The sequence below is a fragment of the Hasllibacter sp. MH4015 genome (assembly GCF_020177575.1).
Classification (GTDB): domain Bacteria; phylum Pseudomonadota; class Alphaproteobacteria; order Rhodobacterales; family Rhodobacteraceae; genus Gymnodinialimonas.
Genome location: NZ_JAHTBK010000001.1, coordinates 352,039 through 370,027, shown reverse-complemented (window position 1 = coordinate 370,027; position 17,989 = coordinate 352,039). Strand labels below are relative to the sequence as shown.

The window sequence follows — 17,989 nt, the reverse complement described above, 5'->3', positions numbered from 1 at the left end:
GGGTCGCATATCAATTCGTCTCCCCATCCACCGCAATGTCGGTGGGATCAAAGGTAATCTGCACGCGCTGCCAATAGGGCATGGCCACGGATGGCAGGTCGTATCCCGTCTCTCCGGCGCAGCGCAAGACGGCGCGGCGTGCGGCGGCAAAGGCCAGATCGGCCGTTTCCCGCGCCGCCTCATCGGCGGAAATCAGGGCGAAGGAATGCGGGATCGGATGGGCATTGTCATCCATCTCGAACTGAACGGTGACGCGGACCGGTTCGGCCTCCGCCACGTTCCAGCATGTGCGGATCTGCTGGCTGAAGGCCTGCTGCTCGGCATCCGTGAGGGGGCGCGTCGCTTCGGCAAGGACGGCTTGTGAGGCGGTCTCCGCGCGGGCGGCTGCGGCGGCTGCGGTCTCCGCGCGCTCTTCCGGTGTCGGGCGCGGGACCGGAACTACGGTTTGCGCCATCGCCGGCACACCGGTCACGCAAGCCATAAGGATCAAGGCAAAGCGGATCATCGCACCTGCACTCCGTAACGGTCAAAAACAAGCGTCGCCGCGCGTGTCACAGGCTCCGCCCCCGTGGCCGCCGCGCAGCCGATTAGGGCCGCATGGGCGGCGCGATAGGCTTCCTCAGCCGCGCCCGACATCACGCGACCGAACCCCCGTAACCGAATAGACGCCGCAGACGGCATATTTGTTTCATCCAACGCAACGTCAACCGCCAGCACCGCCCACCCGGCCTCGGGCGAAAGGTCGGCGTGCCCCCAGCAGATCAAGGCGTCATCGACCATGCGCGACAGGGCCAACGGGTCCGGCGCGGGCAATTCAACACCTTGGTCCGGGTCATCGGGCGGCGCGTCATATCCCGGCTGCGCCGGAGCATCGAACAGCGGCACACGACCGGGCGCGGCGCGTTCCGGCGTGACGAGCACGCTCGCCATCGGTTCCCCGCGCGGGGGTGTCGGCATCGGCATCCGGTCCAGCGCCTCCGGCCCCTCGGGAAAGGCAGAAGGCGGCAATGCGGAAAGCGGGAAGGGATCAAGGGCGGGTGCCGCCGCGCGGGCCAGGCGCGGCACAGTCACCGGGCGGTCGGACGGGCCAGGAAGGAGGACGGCAGACAGACGCACGGTCGCGCCAATGACGGGTGCGGATGCGCGCTCCATCACGTCAGGCCCCTGCGGGCGCGGGCGTGACAGGACCGGGCCGGGATCGACCCGGGGCATCGCAACCGCAACGGGCCGCGCCATCGCGCCGATCCGGTCGCTGATATTCGGCAACAGGACCGCCGAAAGACCGGCAGGCGTTGCGACTTGCGGGATGCTCGGCGCGGCACTGCGCGCGAATGGCGTTCGGGGGCTGAGCGGTTGCGGCGCCGGTGCCGGCGGCAGCGGCGTTTGGGGTGCCGCCGCAATCGCGGGCTCGGGCGCGGGCTCGGGTTCGACCGGTTCGATCCTTGCCAAAACCGGGATGGCCGGCATCGTCGCGACGGGGCGCAGCGCCTCTAGACCCGAGGGGACGACCTGTGCCGCGACCGGCGCGGGCGTGCTTGACGTGATGTCGCGGGCCTCCTGCGCCAGTTGCGCGGCCAGCGCCTCCGCCAAGGCAGCAATTTCCACCCATTCCGGGCGCGGATCCGGGCGGGCGGCATCGGGTGGAGGGGCCAGAATTGTGGCGATCACCGGGTCGTCCACAGGGGTCGACGGCTCCACCGCGATGTCCGTTGGGGCGGCAAGCTCAAGCGCCACATCGGGCGGCACTTCGATCACCGCCACGCGGGGCCGGGGCACCGGGCGCGTCTCCGGCAGGGCGGCTTGCGGTGCCTCGCGTGACGGGATCACCGACAACCGCTCCGGCTGCGCGGTGGCGTTGCCGGCCTCCGTCGCGTCCGCCGCCGCCGTCGCCGCTGGCGCAGGTTCCACGAATTCCGGGACGACCCTTGGCACCGTGATCCAACGGCCGGGGCGGTCCCCAACGGCGGTCTGGGCCGCGGCGGGTGCTGCGAAGATGCACAGAAGAAGGGCAAAGCGCACGATCATCGCATCCGCATCCCTTCGGGGTTGAACACGAGTTCCACCTGTTGCCAGCGGCCATAGCTTTCCTCGGGCAGGTCATAACCGTCCCCGGTACAGCGGATGATCGCGCGGCGTGCGGCCTCGTACATCACGTCCGCCGCCGCCTGGGACGGGCCATCATATTCCAGAAGCCGCATCGTGCCGACGATCGGGCGGCCGTCCCGCTCCATATCGAAGGCCACCACCACCGTCGTGCGCAGCGCGTCGGAGGAGGTCGTGCCGACATTCCAGCAATTGCCGACGGCCACGCGGAACCCGTCCTGCACCCCTTGGCTCAACGGCGGGCCGGAGGGGGCGGCGGGCGCGGGCGTCTCGGCCACGGGGGCCTCCACGGCTTCGGCAACCGCGCCGGCAATGGCGGCGGCCAACGGATCTTCCTCTGCCGGGGCCTCTGTGGCGGGCTCCACCGGGGTTTCCACCTCTGCCTGTTCCACCGGCTCCTCGACCGGGGCGGGGCGCGCGGGGCGCGGCGTGGGGCGCACGGAAGCGGTCGGGCCCAAGGGGGCCGCGGCGGGCTCTTCCGCCTCTGTCACGATCTCCGTGGTCGCCTCTTCGGGGGCGGTCTCCGGCGTGTCCTCAACCGGGGTCTCTTCGGAAATTTCCGGGTCGGACGGCTGCTCGAGTACGTCGGGCGCGATTTCCACGTCCGGCTCCGGCAGCGGCGCGGCCACGGGGGCCACGCGCGGGGCGGCCTCCGGCGTGGGCGTCACGGAGACGTCCGCATCGGGCGCGCCGGGCGGCGGGGCCAGGGTGGCCACATCATCCGTCACCACCGTATCGGGCACCGGATCGACGGGCACCGGATCGCTTTCGGGTGGCGGGGCCGCGGTTTCCACCGGCTGCTCGGTGGCGGGCGGCGGTGTCTCTGCCGCCGGAGCTTCGGGCGCGTCGGTGATCTGCGGCAAGTCCGGGGCGACCGGCTGTTCCACAACCGCGGGCTCCGCCGTTCCGGTGGAACTGGTCAGCGCCTCGAAATCCTGCACCGACATCAGGGTCACGCCTGTAACCTCGAACTCCACCTCCGGCGACCGGTCGAACAAAAGCCCGCCAAACGCCACCCAGGCCAGAAGGCCCACATGGATCGCTGAGGAGGCATAGAGAGACCGGCGCATGGACAGATCACTCCCCCGCCCCATCCAGGCGCGGACCACCCGCATCCGTCACCAACCCGATTTCCCGGAACCCCGCCGCATTCAGCGCGCCCATGACTTCCATCACCTGGGCATAGGGAATGCCGCCATCGGCGCGCACGAAGATGCGCGGGCTGTCGCGTTCGGCAGCGATGGCTTGCAGGCGGGGGATGATCTCCGCGCGGGCCACTTCCGTGGTCTGCAACATGACGCGGCCATCGGCGGCCAGCGTGACGGTCAGCGGCTCCTCTTCCTCACTCGGCAGCGCCTCGGCAGAGGTATCGGGCAGGTCAATCGGCACGCCCACGGTCATCAGCGGTGCGGCCACCATGAAGATGATGAGAAGGCACAGCATCACGTCCACAAAAGGCGTGACGTTGATCTCGGAAATCGGCTTCGCGCCACCGCGCCGGCCCCTGCCCCTGCGACGGCGATTGCCGCCCCCTTGTGCGACCGCGGCCCCCATCAGTCCAACTGCCGGCTGAGAAGGGTGGAGAATTCGTCGGCAAAGCTCTCGAACGTGCCGACAACCTCGTCAGCATCGCTGCTGAGCTTGTTGTAGAGAATCACTGCCGGGATGGCCGCCAGAAGGCCAAGGCCCGTGGCCAGAAGCGCCTCCGCGATACCCGGTGCCACAACGGCAAGCGAGGTCTGGCCGGAAATCGCGATCTCCTGGAACGACCGCATGATGCCCCAGACCGTGCCGAAAAGACCCACGAACGGCGCCGTCGCGCCCGTCGTCGCAAGGAAATTCAACCCGTTGGTCAGGCGGGAGCTCTCGCGCGCAATCGCCACGTCCATCGACCGGTCCACACGCTGCTGCACGCCGGGGATCAGCGCCCCGTCATCACGCAGGCTGCGCCGCCACTCGGTCATGCCCGCCACGAACACCCGCTCGGACGCGGAACTGGGCGCGTTGGCCACCTGGTCGTATAATTCATCCAGCGGCTCCCCGGACCAGAAGGCCGCGTCGAAGGCGGCCGCATTGGTCCGCGCACGGCGGAACATGGTGAATTTCGTGAAGGCGATTGCCCAAACCCAGATCGAGGCGACGATCAGCGCGATCATCACCAATTGAACGATCAGGCTTGCACGAAAGAACAGCGCAACGAGGGTAAAGTCCGCCTCCTGCGCCAGAGCGAGCGTCTCGGTTTCCATGTGTCTTTTGCTGTCCTCTACCCGGCCTCAAACCGTATTTCTACGAACGTGCGCGGTTTATGATGCGCCTCATTTGAGTGAGAGTTTATCAGCTTAAAAGGGTTAAAGCGAACACTTCTCTGTCACGGGCTGTCACTTGCCGTGATCGCTGTGACTTTTGCGCGAATATCCGCCGGAAGCCGCGCCGCACGGCCTTGTGAGTTGAGGACGACAACCCTGATCCGCGCATCCATCAGCACTTCGTCGCCCCGCAAGATGCGTTGCGGCATGTCGAAGCTGGCCCCCTTCAAGCGGTCAACGCGGGTCTCGACGATCAATTCGTCGTCGTAACGGGCGGGCTTGAGGTAATCGGCCTCTACCCGGCGCACGGCAAAGACCAGACCCGCCGCCTTCATGTCCAACTGGCTAATGCCCGCGGCGCGCACCATCTCGGAACGTCCACGCTCCAGGTATTTGAGGTAATTTGCGTAGTAGACTATCGCCGCCAGGTCGACGTCCTCGTAATATACGCGCAGGGGCCAGTGATGGATCATGGTGCCTTTGGTCGGGGATAGGGCCACGGGCGTCAAGGTACCTCTGGGAATGCACAAAGCGGGTTAACAGCGGCAAAGCCGCCCCGCATCGACGGGCCTGCCCAGGGCCCGGCGATTTGGCCGATCTTGACACTCCGAAGCGGGGAAGCGCGCTTTTTTGCGTCCATAAATCGCGAAGAAGGACCGTGGCATCGCCGCACCCAGGCCCGTCGATGCGGGTCTCTGCACTTAATGCCCCTGCCCCGCCGCCATCCGCGCGCTCAACCGCAGCGCCATGGACGCATCTTTCGCCGCAACCGGCAAAACCGGATCGTAGGCCGCCCGGATCACATCGGCGATCTCGGGCTTCAGCACCGCCGCGCCGTTCTCCAACACCGCCAGCGGAGAGCTGCCCAGAAACGCTTTGTCCGACCACAACAGGATCGTCTGCACCACCTGGCTCAGGGCAATCGTCTCGGCCGGGGCCTCTGCCATCGCGTCGTCCATGCGCACGAAGACGAACGCGGCCTTGATGCCCCCGTCCGCATCGAACCGGAAGGAGCGATACTGGTTGGCCTCGGCGTCCTGTAGCCGCGCGACCGTCTCGGCCAGGTCAGGAATCAACCGGTCGAGGTTCGGCGTCTGCGTCAACTCCGCCCAATCGCGCAGGAAGAAGATCATCAGGTTCGCGCCCAATTCCGGATCGGTCTCCGCCATCTTGTGATCGGCAAGCGCCACGACCGCCTCGATTGCGCCTTTCAAGATGCTCATCGTGGCATCCTGCACGCCGAAAACGACGGGCACGATCGGTCGCCCCCACCGCGCGAACAAGAAGCTGCCGTCGGCGCGGGTGAAGAGCGCCTCCACCGCCTTTGCGTCGATCATTCCAGCCCCTCGGCCACCAGCGCGCGGAACGCGGGATCATCGCCAAGCCCGAACACCCGGTCCGTTTGGTCGGATGACCGAATGATCGCCGCCACAGCGCCGTCACTCACCCGCACGCCAATCGCCCCCATCTCAAGACCGCAGGCATGGGGTTGGCAGCCTGTCGCGAAAATCCAATCGCCCGCCTGCTCCACCCCCGTGCCGACGCTGAGGCGGGTGGCAAGATCCTGCATGTCCCAGATCTCCATCTCTGCGCCGAAACGCGCCCGCTCGCCCGCGTCTTGCAAGATGGAATAGCCGCTGTCGCCGACCCACCGCGTCACATCCGCCCCGGCCCCCGCGGGCGGGGCGATCGGGTCGAAATGGTGGGTTTCGGAGTAATCGGTGCCGTTCCACCTGACGGTGACCAGCGGCACTTCAATGTCCAGATCGGTGCGGTCGATCTCGATCCATCCCGCGCCCGTGCGAATATCCAGAAGCAGTCCGTCGCAATCCGAGATTTCACGGCTCTGCGCCACGCCGCTTTCGTCAAGCCTCAAGATGTAGAAGCCGCCACCACAGGAATTGCCGCCGTGGTGGTGGCTGGCGAGCACCCAATCATAGGCACCCTCCCCCTGCTCGGCCCATTGCACCCACCACCGCGCATCCTCAGGCAGGGGCAGCTGCGTCCTGTCGTGCCACAGGGTCTGTTGAAACTGCTCGCCGCCCACGCGGATATCGCCATAGCGTGTCTCAAAGACCTCGGCATACAGGAACTCCACCTCCGCATTGCCCGTAGCGGGCACAAGGAAACTGGCAAGGATCAGGGGCAGAAAGCGGGTCAATCGGGCCTCCCTCGTGGGTCTGTGTCCGGTTGCGGATCACTATGGACGGAAAACCGGCTCAGATGAACCCGTCGGCACGCGGCGCGTCGAGGCCCAGATGGCTCCACCCCTTATGGGCCAGCATCCGTCCCCTTGGCGTGCGCGCGATCAAACCCTGTTGCAACAAGAAGGGCTCTATCACCTCTTCCAGAGCATCCCTCGGCTCGGCCAGGGCGGCAGCGATGGTCTCGATCCCCACCGGGCCGCCGTGATAATTCTCCGCAATCAATGTCAGGTAGCGCCGGTCCGCCCCGTCAAGTCCAAGCGCGTCCACCCCCAGCCGCGTCAACGCGCTGTCGGCGATGGCCTGCGTCAGGCGTCCGTCCCCCTCAACGACAGCAAAATCAATGACGCGCCTGAGCAGCCGCCCCGCGATACGCGGGGTGCCGCGCGCGCGCTTGGCGATCTCCGCCGTGCCCGCCGGATCGGCCTCGATCCGCGCCAGCCGCGCGCCGCGCGCGACGATCTGATCCAGTTCCTCGATCGTGTAGAAATTCAGCCGCGTCGGAATGCCGAACCGGTCGCGCAGCGGCGTGGTCAGCAACCCAAGCCGCGTGGTGGCACCGACCAGCGTGAAGGGCTGCAACTCGATCCGCACCGTCCGCGCGGCAGGGCCTTCGCCGATTACGAGGTCCAGCTCGAAATCCTCCAACGCCGGGTAGAGCACTTCCTCAACCGCCGGGTTCAGGCGGTGGATCTCGTCGATGAACAGGACATCCTGCGCCTCCAGGTTGGTCAGGATCGCCGCCAGATCACCCGCCTTGGCCAGGACCGGGCCGGAGGTCATGCGGAAGCCGACGCCAAGCTCCTTCGCCATGATCTGCGCCAGCGTCGTCTTGCCCAGGCCGGGCGGCCCGTGGAACAGCACGTGGTCCATCGCCTCCCCCCTTCGCCGGGCGCTTTCGATGAAGACACGCAGATTGGCCCGCGCCTCCTCCTGCCCCGTGAAATCGTCCAGCGATTGCGGGCGCAGCGCGCGGTCATCCTCCGGCAATCGGTCGGGGCGCAAGGTGGGGTCGGGTTCGCTCATGTCAGCCTGTTATCGCGTAGGGTGCGCGGTTCTGCCAGAGGCGGTTGCGCACGCCGTACCTCACTCCTTGGGGGCCAACAGGCGCAGGGCCGCGCGGATCAACTCCGGCGTGGTCTCCACACCCTCGGCGGCCTGCGCCACGGCCTGCGCGGCATCGGCGGGCGCATAGCCCAGGTTCTGCAAGGCCGACAACGCCTCCGCCTGGGCGCTGGAGGCCGCGGGCTTGGACGCAGCAACGGGCGCATCCACCACCACATCCGCCACATCGCCACCGATGGCCGCGTCAAGCGTTCCGCCCTGTGCCATCGCCGCCGGTGCCTTGCCCTTCAACTCCATCACCACGCGCTGCGCCAGTTTCGGCCCAACCCCCGGCGCCGCCTTGATGGAGGCTGCATCCCCCAGCGTCACCGCGCGCGCGGCCCCCTCCGCCCCCAACGTGCCAAGGATCGCCATCGACGCCTTCGCACCAACGCCCTGGACGGAAATCAGCAAGCGATGCCATTCCCGCTCATAGGGCGTCAGGAACCCGAACAATTGCAGCAGGTCTTCGCGCACCAGCAATTCGGTATAAAGCGACACCGCCTCCCCCGCGCCGGGCAGGGCCGCGAGGGTCCGCTCCGAGCAATGGACGACATATCCGACACCGCCCACGTCGATCAGCGCGTGGTCCGACGCGCGGTAATCCAAACGGCCCGTCAGCTTCCCGATCATCCCGCCGCTCCGATCGCGGCGGCCAACCGGCCGGCACTGGCGGCGTGAAATGAATGGCAGATCGCGATGGCCAATGCGTCGGCGGCATCCGGCCCCGCCGGGGCGCATCCGGGCAATTGCAGGCGCACCATGTGGTCGATCTGGCGCTTGTCCGCATGGCCCACGCCGACCACGGCCTTCTTCACCGCGTTGGGGGCATATTCGCCTACCCGCAAACCGGCCTGCGCGGGGACCAGCATCGCCACACCGCGGGCCTGGCCCAGTTTAAGGGTTCCCGCCCCGTCGCGGTTCACGAATGTCTGCTCGATTGCGGCACTGTCGGGGCGATACTGCGCGACAACCGCGCTCAACTGGACGTGAAGCGACAGAAGCCTGTCCGACAGCTCGGTCCCTTCGCTGCGGCATTGTCCGTTGGCGACGTGACTCAACCGTCCGTTTTCGGCGTCGATCACGCCCCAGCCGAGACACCGAAGCCCGGGATCGATTCCAATGATACGCATCTGTGCCTGCCCTGCCCGTTTTCGGCGTTAAGCAAGCGTTAGCACGAAACGCGAACATCGCAAAGACAATCGCGCGTTTTCGACATTTCGCGATCCACAATCGACACCATCGCAGCCGAGAATTCCAAATGCGTCAAACGCGCGTCCGAAAACGACGCATGGCCGTGATTTTCGCTTGGTAAACAAACCGTTACCGGCGATCGGAGCTATGCAATGCGCACATGAAACCCATGCAAAAATAGCGTCTTGTGCGAGTCGCTTTGCATCCCTAATTGCGCTCTATCAAACAGCGCCGGAACCCTCTGGGCGCATCGAAGAACACTAACCACTTGAAAGGATGAGACCCATGGCCTCCATCACCAATCTGTCCCACGCCTCCAGCCTCTCGGCCACGCGCGCTCTCTCCACTCTCGTGGCCCGCATCGCCGCGTGGAACGACGCCCGCGTGACCCGCAAGGCACTCGGCTCGCTCAGCAACCGGGAACTCGATGACCTCGGTCTGAACCGCGGCGACATCGACGATATCGCAGCCGGTCGCGTGTATCGCTGAACCGGGCGACACATCTGCAAACGACTGAAGCGGCCGGGACGAATCCCGTGCCGCTTTTTTCGTGTCTTAAGCTGATTTTCGGAAAGTGGCGTTTGCGCGGGACATCCCGGACCCGCGCAAACGGTCTGATCGTCAGCCCGCGTCGCCCGCGGCCATTCCGGCCTGGATGAAGGCATAGATCGCGTCGTAACGGTCCACCATCCAGAGCGAGATCGGATCAGGCAGCATGATCTGACCGGCAATCCGCTCGTATCCGGCGCCTTCGATAAGGCTGGTGACTTCCAGCGCGTACAGATCAACGCCCAGGAACCAGATCAGATAAGCCTTCACCAGGACGGCAAGGGTCAGGGCAATCAGCAGACCTTTCAGGGGGAAACCAAACCGCAGCCGGGACGAGGGGCGGCCAATCGCGGTCACGACGCCGTCGGCGTGGACAACGAAACCCATGCCGCCGCGCCGTGTGCGGCGACGACGTTGGATCCGGTTCACACGGTCGTCGAAAGAATTCGTCTTCGTAAACATTGGGCAGCTCATACACTCACTGCCCCCACCGAGGATTTAGATAGCAAGTCTCTGACGAAATTGCGACACATTTTAGGCGAGTTGAGCACGGGCCGCCGCCGCCGATCACCCTTCGTGACGTAGCGTCAAAGTCGTCCAATCCCCGATCTCGGACCGGTCCAGAACGGACAGGCCGTGGGGGGCGTAGGCCGCGATCACGTCCTCGGCCTGCTGGTTGAGGAGACCCGAAAGGATAACGTGCCCGCCCGGTGCCGTATGGGCGGCCATATCCGGGGCCAGCTCCACCAGCGGACCTTTCAAAATATTAGCGAAAACAAGGTCATACGGCGCATTTGCGCGTAGGTCGGGATGGTCGAACCCCGCCGCCTCCACGCAATGGACAAGCGCCCCCACACCGTTCGCGGCGGCGTTCGACCGGGCCACATCCACGGCCACTTCGTCGATGTCCGACGCGATCACGAGGTGCCCCAGAACCTTCGCCGCCGCGATCGCCAGCACCGCCGTTCCGCAGCCGATATCGGCCACCGCGCGCGGCCTTACTCCTGCCGTAAACAGTTTGTCCACGGCTTCGAGACATCCTTTTGTCGTCCCGTGATGCCCGGTTCCGAACGCCATCGCCGCCTCGATCAGAAGTGGAATCGCCCCCTCGGGCACCTTATCCGCGTCGTGGCTGCCATGGAGGAAGAAGCGCCCCGCCGCCACGGGGTGCAGTTCGCGCCGCACATGGGCCACCCAATCCTGGTCCGGCACTTCCGACACCGCAAAGGCCTTCGCCCCATGGGCCGCCGCCAGCAGCCGGAGAGCGATGTCGTCGGGTTCGTCCACGAAATAGCCGCCGACTTCCCACAGGCCCGATCCATCCTCCATCTCGAAGACGCCCACGCCCGTCGGTTCCGGCTCCAACCCCTCCAGCGCCTCTCCCAGTGCCTCGGCGGCCTGCTTGTCTTTCAAGGTGGTCAATGCGGTCCAGGTGGGCATGGCGCTCTCGTCTTTTGCTGTGTTCCGGTCCGGTACGCCACTTGCGCGTCCCTTGCAAACGGGTGCGGGAAAACCTCAGATCGAAATACGCGTGCAAACCGGTTACGGTTTGGCCCAGGCGCTCAAACCGGCACCCTGAAAGGACACGCCCATGCTCAAAGGTCCCCGCGGTCTCATCGTCACCCTTCTTGGCGCGGCGCTCGTTATCGCCGGTGCCATCGTCTTCGGCTTTCAGGGGCAGAAGGGCGATGCCGACATCTCCCGCGCGTTCCTGACCCATATGGCCGCGGGCGAAGTGGCGGAGGCGCACGACCTCCTCCACCCCACAATCTCCGAGCGCCACAGCGCGGGGGAGCTTGCGACCCTTCTGCGTGGAATGGAGCCGTTTACCGAAATCCGCTTCCCCTCGATCAGCTTTTCCACCGTGAACGGGCGGCGGACGACGGAGTTCAATGGCTCCGGCACCACAGCGTCGGGATGCGAAAGCGACCTCGAATTCCACCTCTTGAACGGAGAGATCACGTTCTTCGACATCACGCCGCTCTGCCTTGGCGGCGCGACCGACGCCTGAGCCCGGGGAGCGCGCGCCATGTCGAAAAGTCCCCTCATCCCCATCACCCTCGGCCTGCTCAGCCTGGCGGGTATTGCCTGGCTCTTTTGGAGCATCTTCGCCACCCAGCGTGACGATGTCTCCGTGGCGCGTGCCTTCCTGACCCATGTCGCAGCGGGCGACCATGCGGAGGCGCGGGCGCTGATGTCCCCGGCCCTGGCCGTCCAGCTTCCCACAACGCGGATGGCCGCGGAATTCGGGGATATCGAACCGTGGGACCGGCTGGCTTTCCCACAGCGCAACTCCAACACCTCCAACGGCATCCGCAGGACAGAGATCTACGGCACCGGCCACGCCGTCTCGGGCTGTGAAAGCGATCTGGTGATCGTGCTGATCGACGGTCTGGTGGACGCGTTCAACGTCACGCCGCTCTGCCCCGCCATCGGGGTGGACGCCTGAGCGCGGGCCGCCCTATTCCGCGGGCTGCGCGCTTGCCTCGGCCAAAGTCGTCTCCCGCCCCGGTTGTGGATGGCGCGGCACAAGGCACGACAGGCCCAGCGACACGACCGCCATGCCGGCGGCCAATACGAACACTGTTGTGGGTGAGCTGAGCCACAAGTACCCCAACCCCGCGGGCAAGAAGACCGCCGCGATGTGATTGATCGTGAAGGCCACCGCGGCCGTGGGCGCGATGTCGCCCGGATCGGCGATCTTCTGGAAATAGGTCTTGATGGCCAGCGCCAGCGCGAAAAACAGGTGGTTGGCGATATAGAGCCCGGCGGCCAGCCCCGCGCCCCAGTCGAAGATATACAGCCCGGCATAGAGCACGAAGATCATGCCCAGCCCCGCATATTCCACGATCAGCGCCGCCCGTTCCCCGAAATAGGACACCGCATGGCCCAGGAACGGCGCGATCACCATGTTGGCCAACAACGTCACCATGTAGAGGAGCGTGATGTGATGCACCTCGAACCCGTAGCGTTCCACCATCATGAAGCCCGCGAAAACCACGAAGATCTGCCGCCGTGCGCCGGACATGAACTGCAGCGCGTAGTACAGCCAGTAGCGGCGGCGCAGGACCATCTTCTTGGTCTGCGGGTCGGGGCTTTCGAATTGCGGGTAGATCAGGAAACAGGCCAGTGCGATGGCCGCGGTCGTGCCACCGGCCACCCAGTAGACAAGATCATAGCTCAGGTCGAAGGCCCGCCAGGTCAAGACGATCAGACCGTAGGCCAGTAGGGTCGCGGCGGACCCCACGCTCAACAAATAGCCAAGTGTTTGCGGCGCGCGATCCTTGCGGATCCACTGCAATTGCAGGCTCTGGTTGACCGTCTCGTAATAATGGAACCCGATGGAGCTGAGCAGCGTGATGAACAAGAGCCCGCCTAGCGACGGGAATTGCGCCGTCAACGCCGTCGCCACCCCCAGCAACATCAGAGAGATCAGGCCAAGCACCTGTTCGCGGATGAAAATGATCAGGAAAATCACGCCGATGGCAAAGAAACCGGGGATCTCCCGCACCGTGTGCAGCCACCCGATATCGGACCCGTCAAAGGCCGCAACCTCCACCACGAAATTGTTCAGAAGCGCCGACCACGTGGCGAACGCGACCGGCATCGCAAAGGCCATGACCGCCAGCAAGGCAACCGGCGACCGCCAGAACGGCAAGGCCCGGCCTTCGGCCAAGCTCAACGTGCGGAAAGAGTCACCCAGTGCCATGGTCAAAGCCCATACGCCTTTGGCGATGGCTTGGCGAGGGGGGCACACGCATATCGCCTCTGCACAATCGCACTGACATTGTGTCGGCACGCCTGCACGGCGTAGGGACCAGAACCGCCCGCAGGCCGATGGCGACCTGCGGGCGATCCGCTCATGTCGGCCTGATCCACAAATGTGGAGCGTACTCTGCCCCGCGGACCAAGACCAAATACCTCTATGCCCGCATTTACTGGGCGGTGACGACCTGCATCACAAGTTCGCCGTCCATGCGGATCGGGCCATCTTCCGTGGCGCCCAGCGTGTATTCGAAGATGCCGGTCATGGTGCCGCCTTCTTCGGAATGGACCATCAGCATCAGCATGTCGCCGGGGGCCACGTCTTCCGTCAGGATCGCGGCCACATCCACGTTCTCACCCATGCGCAGCGGCGCGTGGCCCACAACGGGACCGGGCGTCATTTCGGCATCGGTGCGATGCACGACAAGCCAGCCGTTCTCGGCAGCCATTACCATATCGGCACTGACGACGCCGTTTTCGACGGATTGGTCGGACGCCTCGACCATCGGGGTAACGGCATGGCCGTCGGCGAAAGCGGCGGTCGCGGACAGGCTCAGGGCGAGGGCTGCGTAAAGAATTTTCATGTGTCTCTCCAGTCTGGCGCCGGGGGCGTCATGCCCACCGGATCGCCAAAGTCACGAAAGCGACCAACCAAAAGTTTCACCTCTTTTTGGATTCTTTTGTGTGCCCTTGCGCAGCCCGGAACCACCGCCCCGCCATGCCCACGTCGTGACAGGCACGGGCGCAGCGCATCACCCGTGCGCGCGATACAGTGTTTTGGGTCGGCACGCGCCGATCCTGCGGCGACACCTTCAGGCCCCGTATCCAGCCCGGTCGACCACACTCGGGCCGCGTCAATCAGGGTCGCTGCCCACGCCCTCTCTGGGAAATTCCGCCAACCCGTGTGATACTGCGCCCGACATGACCGATACCGCCTCCCTCACCCAGCAATACGACCGCGCCGCGGATCGTTGGGGCGACAAGATGCGCCTTCTTGGCTACGCGGACGCCTATCTCGGGTTTCTGACCGGGGCGGGTTCGCGCGCCGCTCCCTCCGACCGCGTTTGCGACATCGGCTGCGGCACCGGCGCCTTCGCGGAGGCTTGGAGCGCGATTTACGGCCCCGATGCGGACATTACGCTGGTTGAGCCCTCTGCCCCCATGCTCGATCGCGCGCATGCCGCTCTGCTCCGGCGCGGCGGCACTGCGCGCAAGGTTCAGGCCGGGATCGAGGATTTCCTCCCCGATACATTCCCCGACCATCTGCTGCTGGCCCATGTGATCGAGCATGTCCCGGACCCCGGCGCGGCTCTTGCAACGCTGCGCGGTTGGGTCCAGCCCGGCGCAAAGCTCTGGCTGGTGCTCTCCAAGCCCCATTGGTGCAACGCAATCATATGGTTCCAGTGGCGGCATCGCACATTTGACGTGTCGGAGGCCGAGAGCTTGTTGTGCGCGGCCGGGTGGCGGCTGGATGAAACCTATGCTTTTCCGTCCGGCCCACCCTCGCGCACCAGTCGTGGGTTTCTCGCGACTGCAATCTGAGCGACCTGTCAGCGCTTTCTCATTCTTATACTATAACGGTTTTTTCTTTTTTTACCAGATATTTAACCCATCTTATCAAGCGTGATAAGCAGCCCTCTCAGCTCGCCAGGACATTCCGAAACGCCCACGGCTCATCGGGGTCGGTATCCTCCGGGAACATCTCCCACCGGTCTTGCAACGGCGTCCAGTCGGTGTAATGCGCCTCGACCGGGCCAAGGTAAGGCCGCTGCACTTCAAGGCATCGGGCGTGGTCCATCTCGTCGGCCTCCACGATCCCCGCGCCCGGGTTCTCCAGCGCCCAGACCATCCCCGCCAGAACGGCAGAAGTCACCTGAAGCCCGGTCGCGTTCTGGTAAGGTGCCAGATCCCGCGTCTCCGCGTTCGACAGGCGCGATCCGAACCACAGGGCGTTCTTCTCGTGGCCGTAAAGGAGCACCCCCAACTCGTCGATACCCTCAACGATCTCGTCCTCGCTCAGGATGTGATGCTTGGATTGCGTGGTGCCGGAGCCGAACATCTCGTGCAGGCTCAGCACCGCGTCGTCACATGGATGATAGGCGTAATGGCAGGTCGGGCGGTATTCCGGCTCATGCCCCTTCCCCACAGTGTAGTAATCGCTGATCGAAACGGCCTCGTTATGGGTGACAAGGAAGCCGAATTGCGGGCCGGGCGTCGGACACCAGGTATGCACTCGCGTGATCGCACCGGGTCGCTCCATCCAGATCGCGGCCTTGCAGCCCGTCTCCTGCCGATGACCGTTCTCGGGGAACCACGGCTCATGGGTGCCCCAGCCAAGCTCCGCCGGCTGGAAGCCTTCGGCGATGAACCCCTCCACCGACCACGTGTTCACGAAGACATTGCGCGGGCGCGGCACGGCGCGCGCCTGGGTATCCCTTTCGGCGATATGGATGCCTTTGACGCCCAGATCTCGCATCAGCGCGGCCCAATCCTCCCGACGCTCCGGCGCGGCATCGTCCCGACCCAGATCCGCAGCCAGGGTCAGCAACCCTTCTTTCACGAACCAACTGACCATACCGGGATTGGCCCCGCAGCACGACACGGCCGTCGTCCCGCCGGGATTGGCCGCCTTCTCGTCCCGCACCCGTTGGCGCAGGGCGTAATTGGTGCGCGCCGCGTTGTCGTCCGTCCCGAAATAATACCCCGCCCAGGGCTCCACCACCGTGTCGATATAGGGGACGTCGATCTCGCGGCAGAACTTCATCAGGTCAAGGGAATCCGTGTCCACGGACAGGTTCACGCAAAACCCCTTGCCGGGTTCCAGCAGCCCGCCCAGAACGTCCCGATATGTCTCGGGCGTCAGCGCGGTATCGACGAAATTCAACCGGTGCTGGCGCAGGAAATTGTGCTGACGCGCATCCGGTTCGATCACGGTAAAGCGGTCGGCATCGTATTCGAAATGCCGCTCGATCAGGGGCCACGTCCCTTTGCCGATGGAGCCGAAGCCGATCATCACGATCGGGCCATCGATCTTGGCGTAAACCGGATATGCGTCGGCCATGGAACCCTCCCCCTGTCGATACCGGCGCCCTGATACGGTCTGTTTGGGAAAATGCAAAGGGCAAGATCGCCGTGGTCCGGGCACGCACGAAAGGGTCGGCTTTGCCGCCCGGCGCGCTATGTCGTGCAATGCCCGGGCTTGGGATCACCCGCGCCCGCGGCAGAATTGGGAGGAAAATTCATGTCACTCAAACACCTTGCCGCCGCTGCGCTGATCGCTGCCCCGACCCTTGGATGGGCGCAAGATACCCCGTCACCCGACGGCGCGATGGTCTATTTCGTGAACCTTGAGGACGGGGATACCGTCACCGCGCCCGTGACGATCATCTTCGGGCTCAGCGGGATGGGCGTGGCCCCGGCCGGCACTGAGCGGGAGAATACCGGCCATCACCACCTGCTGCTGAACCGCCCGCCCCTGGGCGAGGGGGAGGAAGGCGCGGAGGAATTGACTTACGGCATCCCTGCCGATGACAATCACATGCATTTCGGCGGCGGGCAGACGCAAGTGACCCTTGACCTGCCACCGGGCGACCACACGCTGCAGCTGGTCATGGGGGATCTGAACCACGTGCCGCATGTCCCGCCCGTCGCCTCGGACGTGATCACGGTGACTGTGGAGTAGACCCCCGCGCGACCGGCCCCGGTTTTCGTTTGCGCGCCCGCCCGCGTGGACGCTAGCCTTGGCCGTCAGGATCGGGATCGCCCCATGTCGAACGGAAAGCTGAAAGGCTGGAACCACACGCCGGATGTCCCGCTTCGCGTGTCGCCGCTGTTCCGATGGCCGCTCAGGCCGCTGGAAATCGTGCAATGGTTCTGGAATTCCTGGTTCCTGATATCCGAGCGGCTGATCCTGGTGGGGGTCGCGATCATCTCCTGGACGTTGCTGCAACCGCCGCTGGAGGCGATGCAGACCCTGTCGCCCGGCCCGGTGCTTGCGATCTATGCGCGCAACCTGATCCTGATGACATTGGTCGCGGGGGCTCTGCACCTGTGGTTCTACACCTACACGAAGCAGGGCCAGCGCCTGAAATTCGACCCGCGCCCGCTGATGGTGAACGGGCGGCAATTCACCTTAGGCGGTCAGGTCCGGGACAACATGTTCTGGTCGCTCGCCTCCGGCGTGACAGTCTGGACCGCCTACGAAATTCTGATGCTGTGGGCGATGGCCAATGGATATGCGCCGATGCTGACCTGGGCCATGAACCCCGTCTGGTTCATCGCGCTGTTCTTCCTCATCCCGATCTGGGAGAGCTTCTATTTCTACTGGATTCACCGCGCCCTGCACATTCCGTGGCTCTACCGCCATGTCCACGCGCTGCACCATCGCAACATCAATGTCGGGCCATGGTCCGGCCTGTCGATGCATCCGATCGAACACGTCATCTTTCTCGGCTCGGTGCTGATCCATTTCGTCGTGGCCGCGCACCCGGTCCACATCCTGTTTCACCTGCAATACTTCGCGTTGACCGCCGCCACGACCCATACCGGGTTCGAGGGCATGGTGATCCGCGACAGGAACCGCCTGAAGCTGGGGACCTTCCACCACCAGATGCATCACCGCTAATTCGAGTGCAATTACGGCAGTCTGGAAATTCCGTGGGACAAGCTGTTCGGATCGTTCCACGACGGCACGCAGGCAGCGCAGGACCGGATTACCGAGCGGCGCAAACGGATGCATGGGCGTTAGGGGAAGGTAGGGAATCC

At 65.1% G+C, this 17,989-nt stretch carries 21 protein-coding genes and 1 pseudogene; 6 read left to right on the top strand and 16 right to left on the bottom strand.

The features are described from left to right. Positions 1 to 10: 10 nt before the first annotated feature. From KUW62_RS02050 to ruvC, 11 genes are all read right to left on the bottom strand, one after another. Positions 11 to 505 carry a hypothetical protein gene (locus tag KUW62_RS02050; protein WP_224813850.1) on the bottom strand — a complete coding sequence of 165 codons (495 nt, stop codon included), beginning with the start codon at positions 503 to 505 and terminating at the stop codon, positions 11 to 13. Further along, entirely contained in the window at positions 502 to 2,025 is a 1,524-nt protein-coding gene (locus KUW62_RS02045) for a hypothetical protein (protein ID WP_224813849.1), read from the bottom strand. Before KUW62_RS02045 ends, KUW62_RS02050 begins: the two co-directional genes overlap by 4 nt. Continuing rightward, entirely contained in the window at positions 2,022 to 3,173 is a 1,152-nt protein-coding gene (locus KUW62_RS02040; protein ID WP_224813848.1) for a hypothetical protein, read from the bottom strand. The genes KUW62_RS02045 and KUW62_RS02040 overlap by 4 nt, the downstream gene beginning before the upstream one ends. Positions 3,174 to 3,180: 7 nt before the next feature. Then, positions 3,181 to 3,657: a protein TolR gene (gene tolR / locus KUW62_RS02035; RefSeq protein ID WP_224813847.1), complete on the bottom strand. Its 477-nt coding sequence runs from the start codon at positions 3,655 to 3,657 to the stop codon at positions 3,181 to 3,183. After that, the gene (gene tolQ / locus KUW62_RS02030) at positions 3,657 to 4,349 is read right to left on the bottom strand and encodes a protein TolQ (RefSeq protein ID WP_224813846.1); all 693 of its coding nucleotides are present in this window, start codon (positions 4,347 to 4,349) and stop codon (positions 3,657 to 3,659) included. The genes tolR and tolQ overlap by 1 nt, the downstream gene beginning before the upstream one ends. A gap of 122 nt (positions 4,350 to 4,471) precedes the next feature. Then, the gene (gene ybgC, locus KUW62_RS02025; RefSeq protein WP_224813845.1) at positions 4,472 to 4,882 is read right to left on the bottom strand and encodes a tol-pal system-associated acyl-CoA thioesterase; all 411 of its coding nucleotides are present in this window, start codon (positions 4,880 to 4,882) and stop codon (positions 4,472 to 4,474) included. A 228-nt stretch (positions 4,883 to 5,110) separates the two neighbouring features. Then, positions 5,111 to 5,746 carry a hypothetical protein gene (locus KUW62_RS02020; protein WP_224813844.1) on the bottom strand — a complete coding sequence of 212 codons (636 nt, stop codon included), beginning with the start codon at positions 5,744 to 5,746 and terminating at the stop codon, positions 5,111 to 5,113. Then, positions 5,743 to 6,570 (bottom strand): hypothetical protein, encoded by an 828-nt coding sequence (locus KUW62_RS02015; protein ID WP_224813843.1) that lies wholly within the window; start codon positions 6,568 to 6,570, stop codon positions 5,743 to 5,745. Before KUW62_RS02015 ends, KUW62_RS02020 begins: the two co-directional genes overlap by 4 nt. Before the next feature lie 58 nt (positions 6,571 to 6,628). Next, complete coding sequence (ruvB, locus tag KUW62_RS02010; protein WP_224813842.1) at positions 6,629 to 7,639, bottom strand: Holliday junction branch migration DNA helicase RuvB; 1,011 nt, start codon at positions 7,637 to 7,639, stop codon at positions 6,629 to 6,631. Positions 7,640 to 7,699: 60 nt separating this feature from the next. Beyond that, positions 7,700 to 8,350, bottom strand: a complete 651-nt coding sequence (gene ruvA / locus KUW62_RS02005) for a Holliday junction branch migration protein RuvA (RefSeq protein WP_224813841.1) — start codon at positions 8,348 to 8,350, stop codon at positions 7,700 to 7,702. After that, entirely contained in the window at positions 8,347 to 8,850 is a 504-nt protein-coding gene (gene ruvC, locus KUW62_RS02000) for a crossover junction endodeoxyribonuclease RuvC (RefSeq protein ID WP_224813840.1), read from the bottom strand. The genes ruvA and ruvC overlap by 4 nt, the downstream gene beginning before the upstream one ends. A gap of 346 nt (positions 8,851 to 9,196) precedes the next feature. Between ruvC and KUW62_RS01995 the strand changes: the two genes are divergently transcribed. Further along, positions 9,197 to 9,400 (top strand): DUF1127 domain-containing protein, encoded by a 204-nt coding sequence (locus KUW62_RS01995; protein ID WP_224813839.1) that lies wholly within the window; start codon positions 9,197 to 9,199, stop codon positions 9,398 to 9,400. Between the two features lie 132 nt (positions 9,401 to 9,532). Here KUW62_RS01995 and KUW62_RS01990 read toward each other — a convergent pair whose 3' ends face one another. Both KUW62_RS01990 and KUW62_RS01985 read right to left on the bottom strand, forming a co-directional pair. Beyond that, positions 9,533 to 9,922, bottom strand: coding sequence for a hypothetical protein (locus tag KUW62_RS01990; RefSeq protein ID WP_224813838.1), 390 nt, complete (start codon positions 9,920 to 9,922; stop codon positions 9,533 to 9,535). Between the two features lie 105 nt (positions 9,923 to 10,027). Next, positions 10,028 to 10,900, bottom strand: a complete 873-nt coding sequence (locus tag KUW62_RS01985) for a 50S ribosomal protein L11 methyltransferase (protein ID WP_224813837.1) — start codon at positions 10,898 to 10,900, stop codon at positions 10,028 to 10,030. Between the two features lie 151 nt (positions 10,901 to 11,051). On the opposite strand from KUW62_RS01985, the gene KUW62_RS01980 reads away from it, so the two are divergent. Both KUW62_RS01980 and KUW62_RS01975 read left to right on the top strand, forming a co-directional pair. Beyond that, on the top strand, positions 11,052 to 11,471 hold the full coding sequence (locus KUW62_RS01980) for a hypothetical protein (RefSeq protein ID WP_224813836.1): 420 nt from the start codon (positions 11,052 to 11,054) through the stop codon (positions 11,469 to 11,471). Between the two features lie 18 nt (positions 11,472 to 11,489). Continuing rightward, positions 11,490 to 11,909, top strand: a complete 420-nt coding sequence (locus KUW62_RS01975) for a hypothetical protein (protein ID WP_224813835.1) — start codon at positions 11,490 to 11,492, stop codon at positions 11,907 to 11,909. 12 nt (positions 11,910 to 11,921) lie between these two features. On the opposite strand, the gene KUW62_RS01970 is transcribed toward KUW62_RS01975, so the two are convergent. Further along, a complete protein-coding gene (locus tag KUW62_RS01970; RefSeq protein ID WP_224813834.1) occupies positions 11,922 to 13,169 on the bottom strand; it encodes an MFS transporter in 1,248 nt (415 codons plus the stop codon). Between the two features lie 226 nt (positions 13,170 to 13,395). Next, positions 13,396 to 13,809: a hypothetical protein gene (locus tag KUW62_RS01965; protein WP_224813833.1), complete on the bottom strand. Its 414-nt coding sequence runs from the start codon at positions 13,807 to 13,809 to the stop codon at positions 13,396 to 13,398. A 337-nt stretch (positions 13,810 to 14,146) separates the two neighbouring features. On the opposite strand from KUW62_RS01965, the gene KUW62_RS01960 reads away from it, so the two are divergent. Next, positions 14,147 to 14,767: a class I SAM-dependent methyltransferase gene (locus KUW62_RS01960; protein ID WP_224813832.1), complete on the top strand. Its 621-nt coding sequence runs from the start codon at positions 14,147 to 14,149 to the stop codon at positions 14,765 to 14,767. A 97-nt stretch (positions 14,768 to 14,864) separates the two neighbouring features. Here the strand turns inward: KUW62_RS01960 and KUW62_RS01955 are convergent, their stop codons facing one another. Beyond that, on the bottom strand, positions 14,865 to 16,286 hold the full coding sequence (locus KUW62_RS01955) for a homospermidine synthase (protein WP_224813831.1): 1,422 nt from the start codon (positions 16,284 to 16,286) through the stop codon (positions 14,865 to 14,867). A 180-nt stretch (positions 16,287 to 16,466) separates the two neighbouring features. Here KUW62_RS01955 and KUW62_RS01950 point away from each other — a divergent pair, with 180 nt between their 5' ends. Both KUW62_RS01950 and KUW62_RS01945 read left to right on the top strand, forming a co-directional pair. Continuing rightward, entirely contained in the window at positions 16,467 to 16,907 is a 441-nt protein-coding gene (locus tag KUW62_RS01950) for a DUF4399 domain-containing protein (RefSeq protein ID WP_224813830.1), read from the top strand. Positions 16,908 to 16,991: 84 nt separating this feature from the next. Then, a pseudogene (locus KUW62_RS01945) lies at positions 16,992 to 17,972 on the top strand (sterol desaturase family protein). Positions 17,973 to 17,989: the final 17 nt, after the last annotated feature.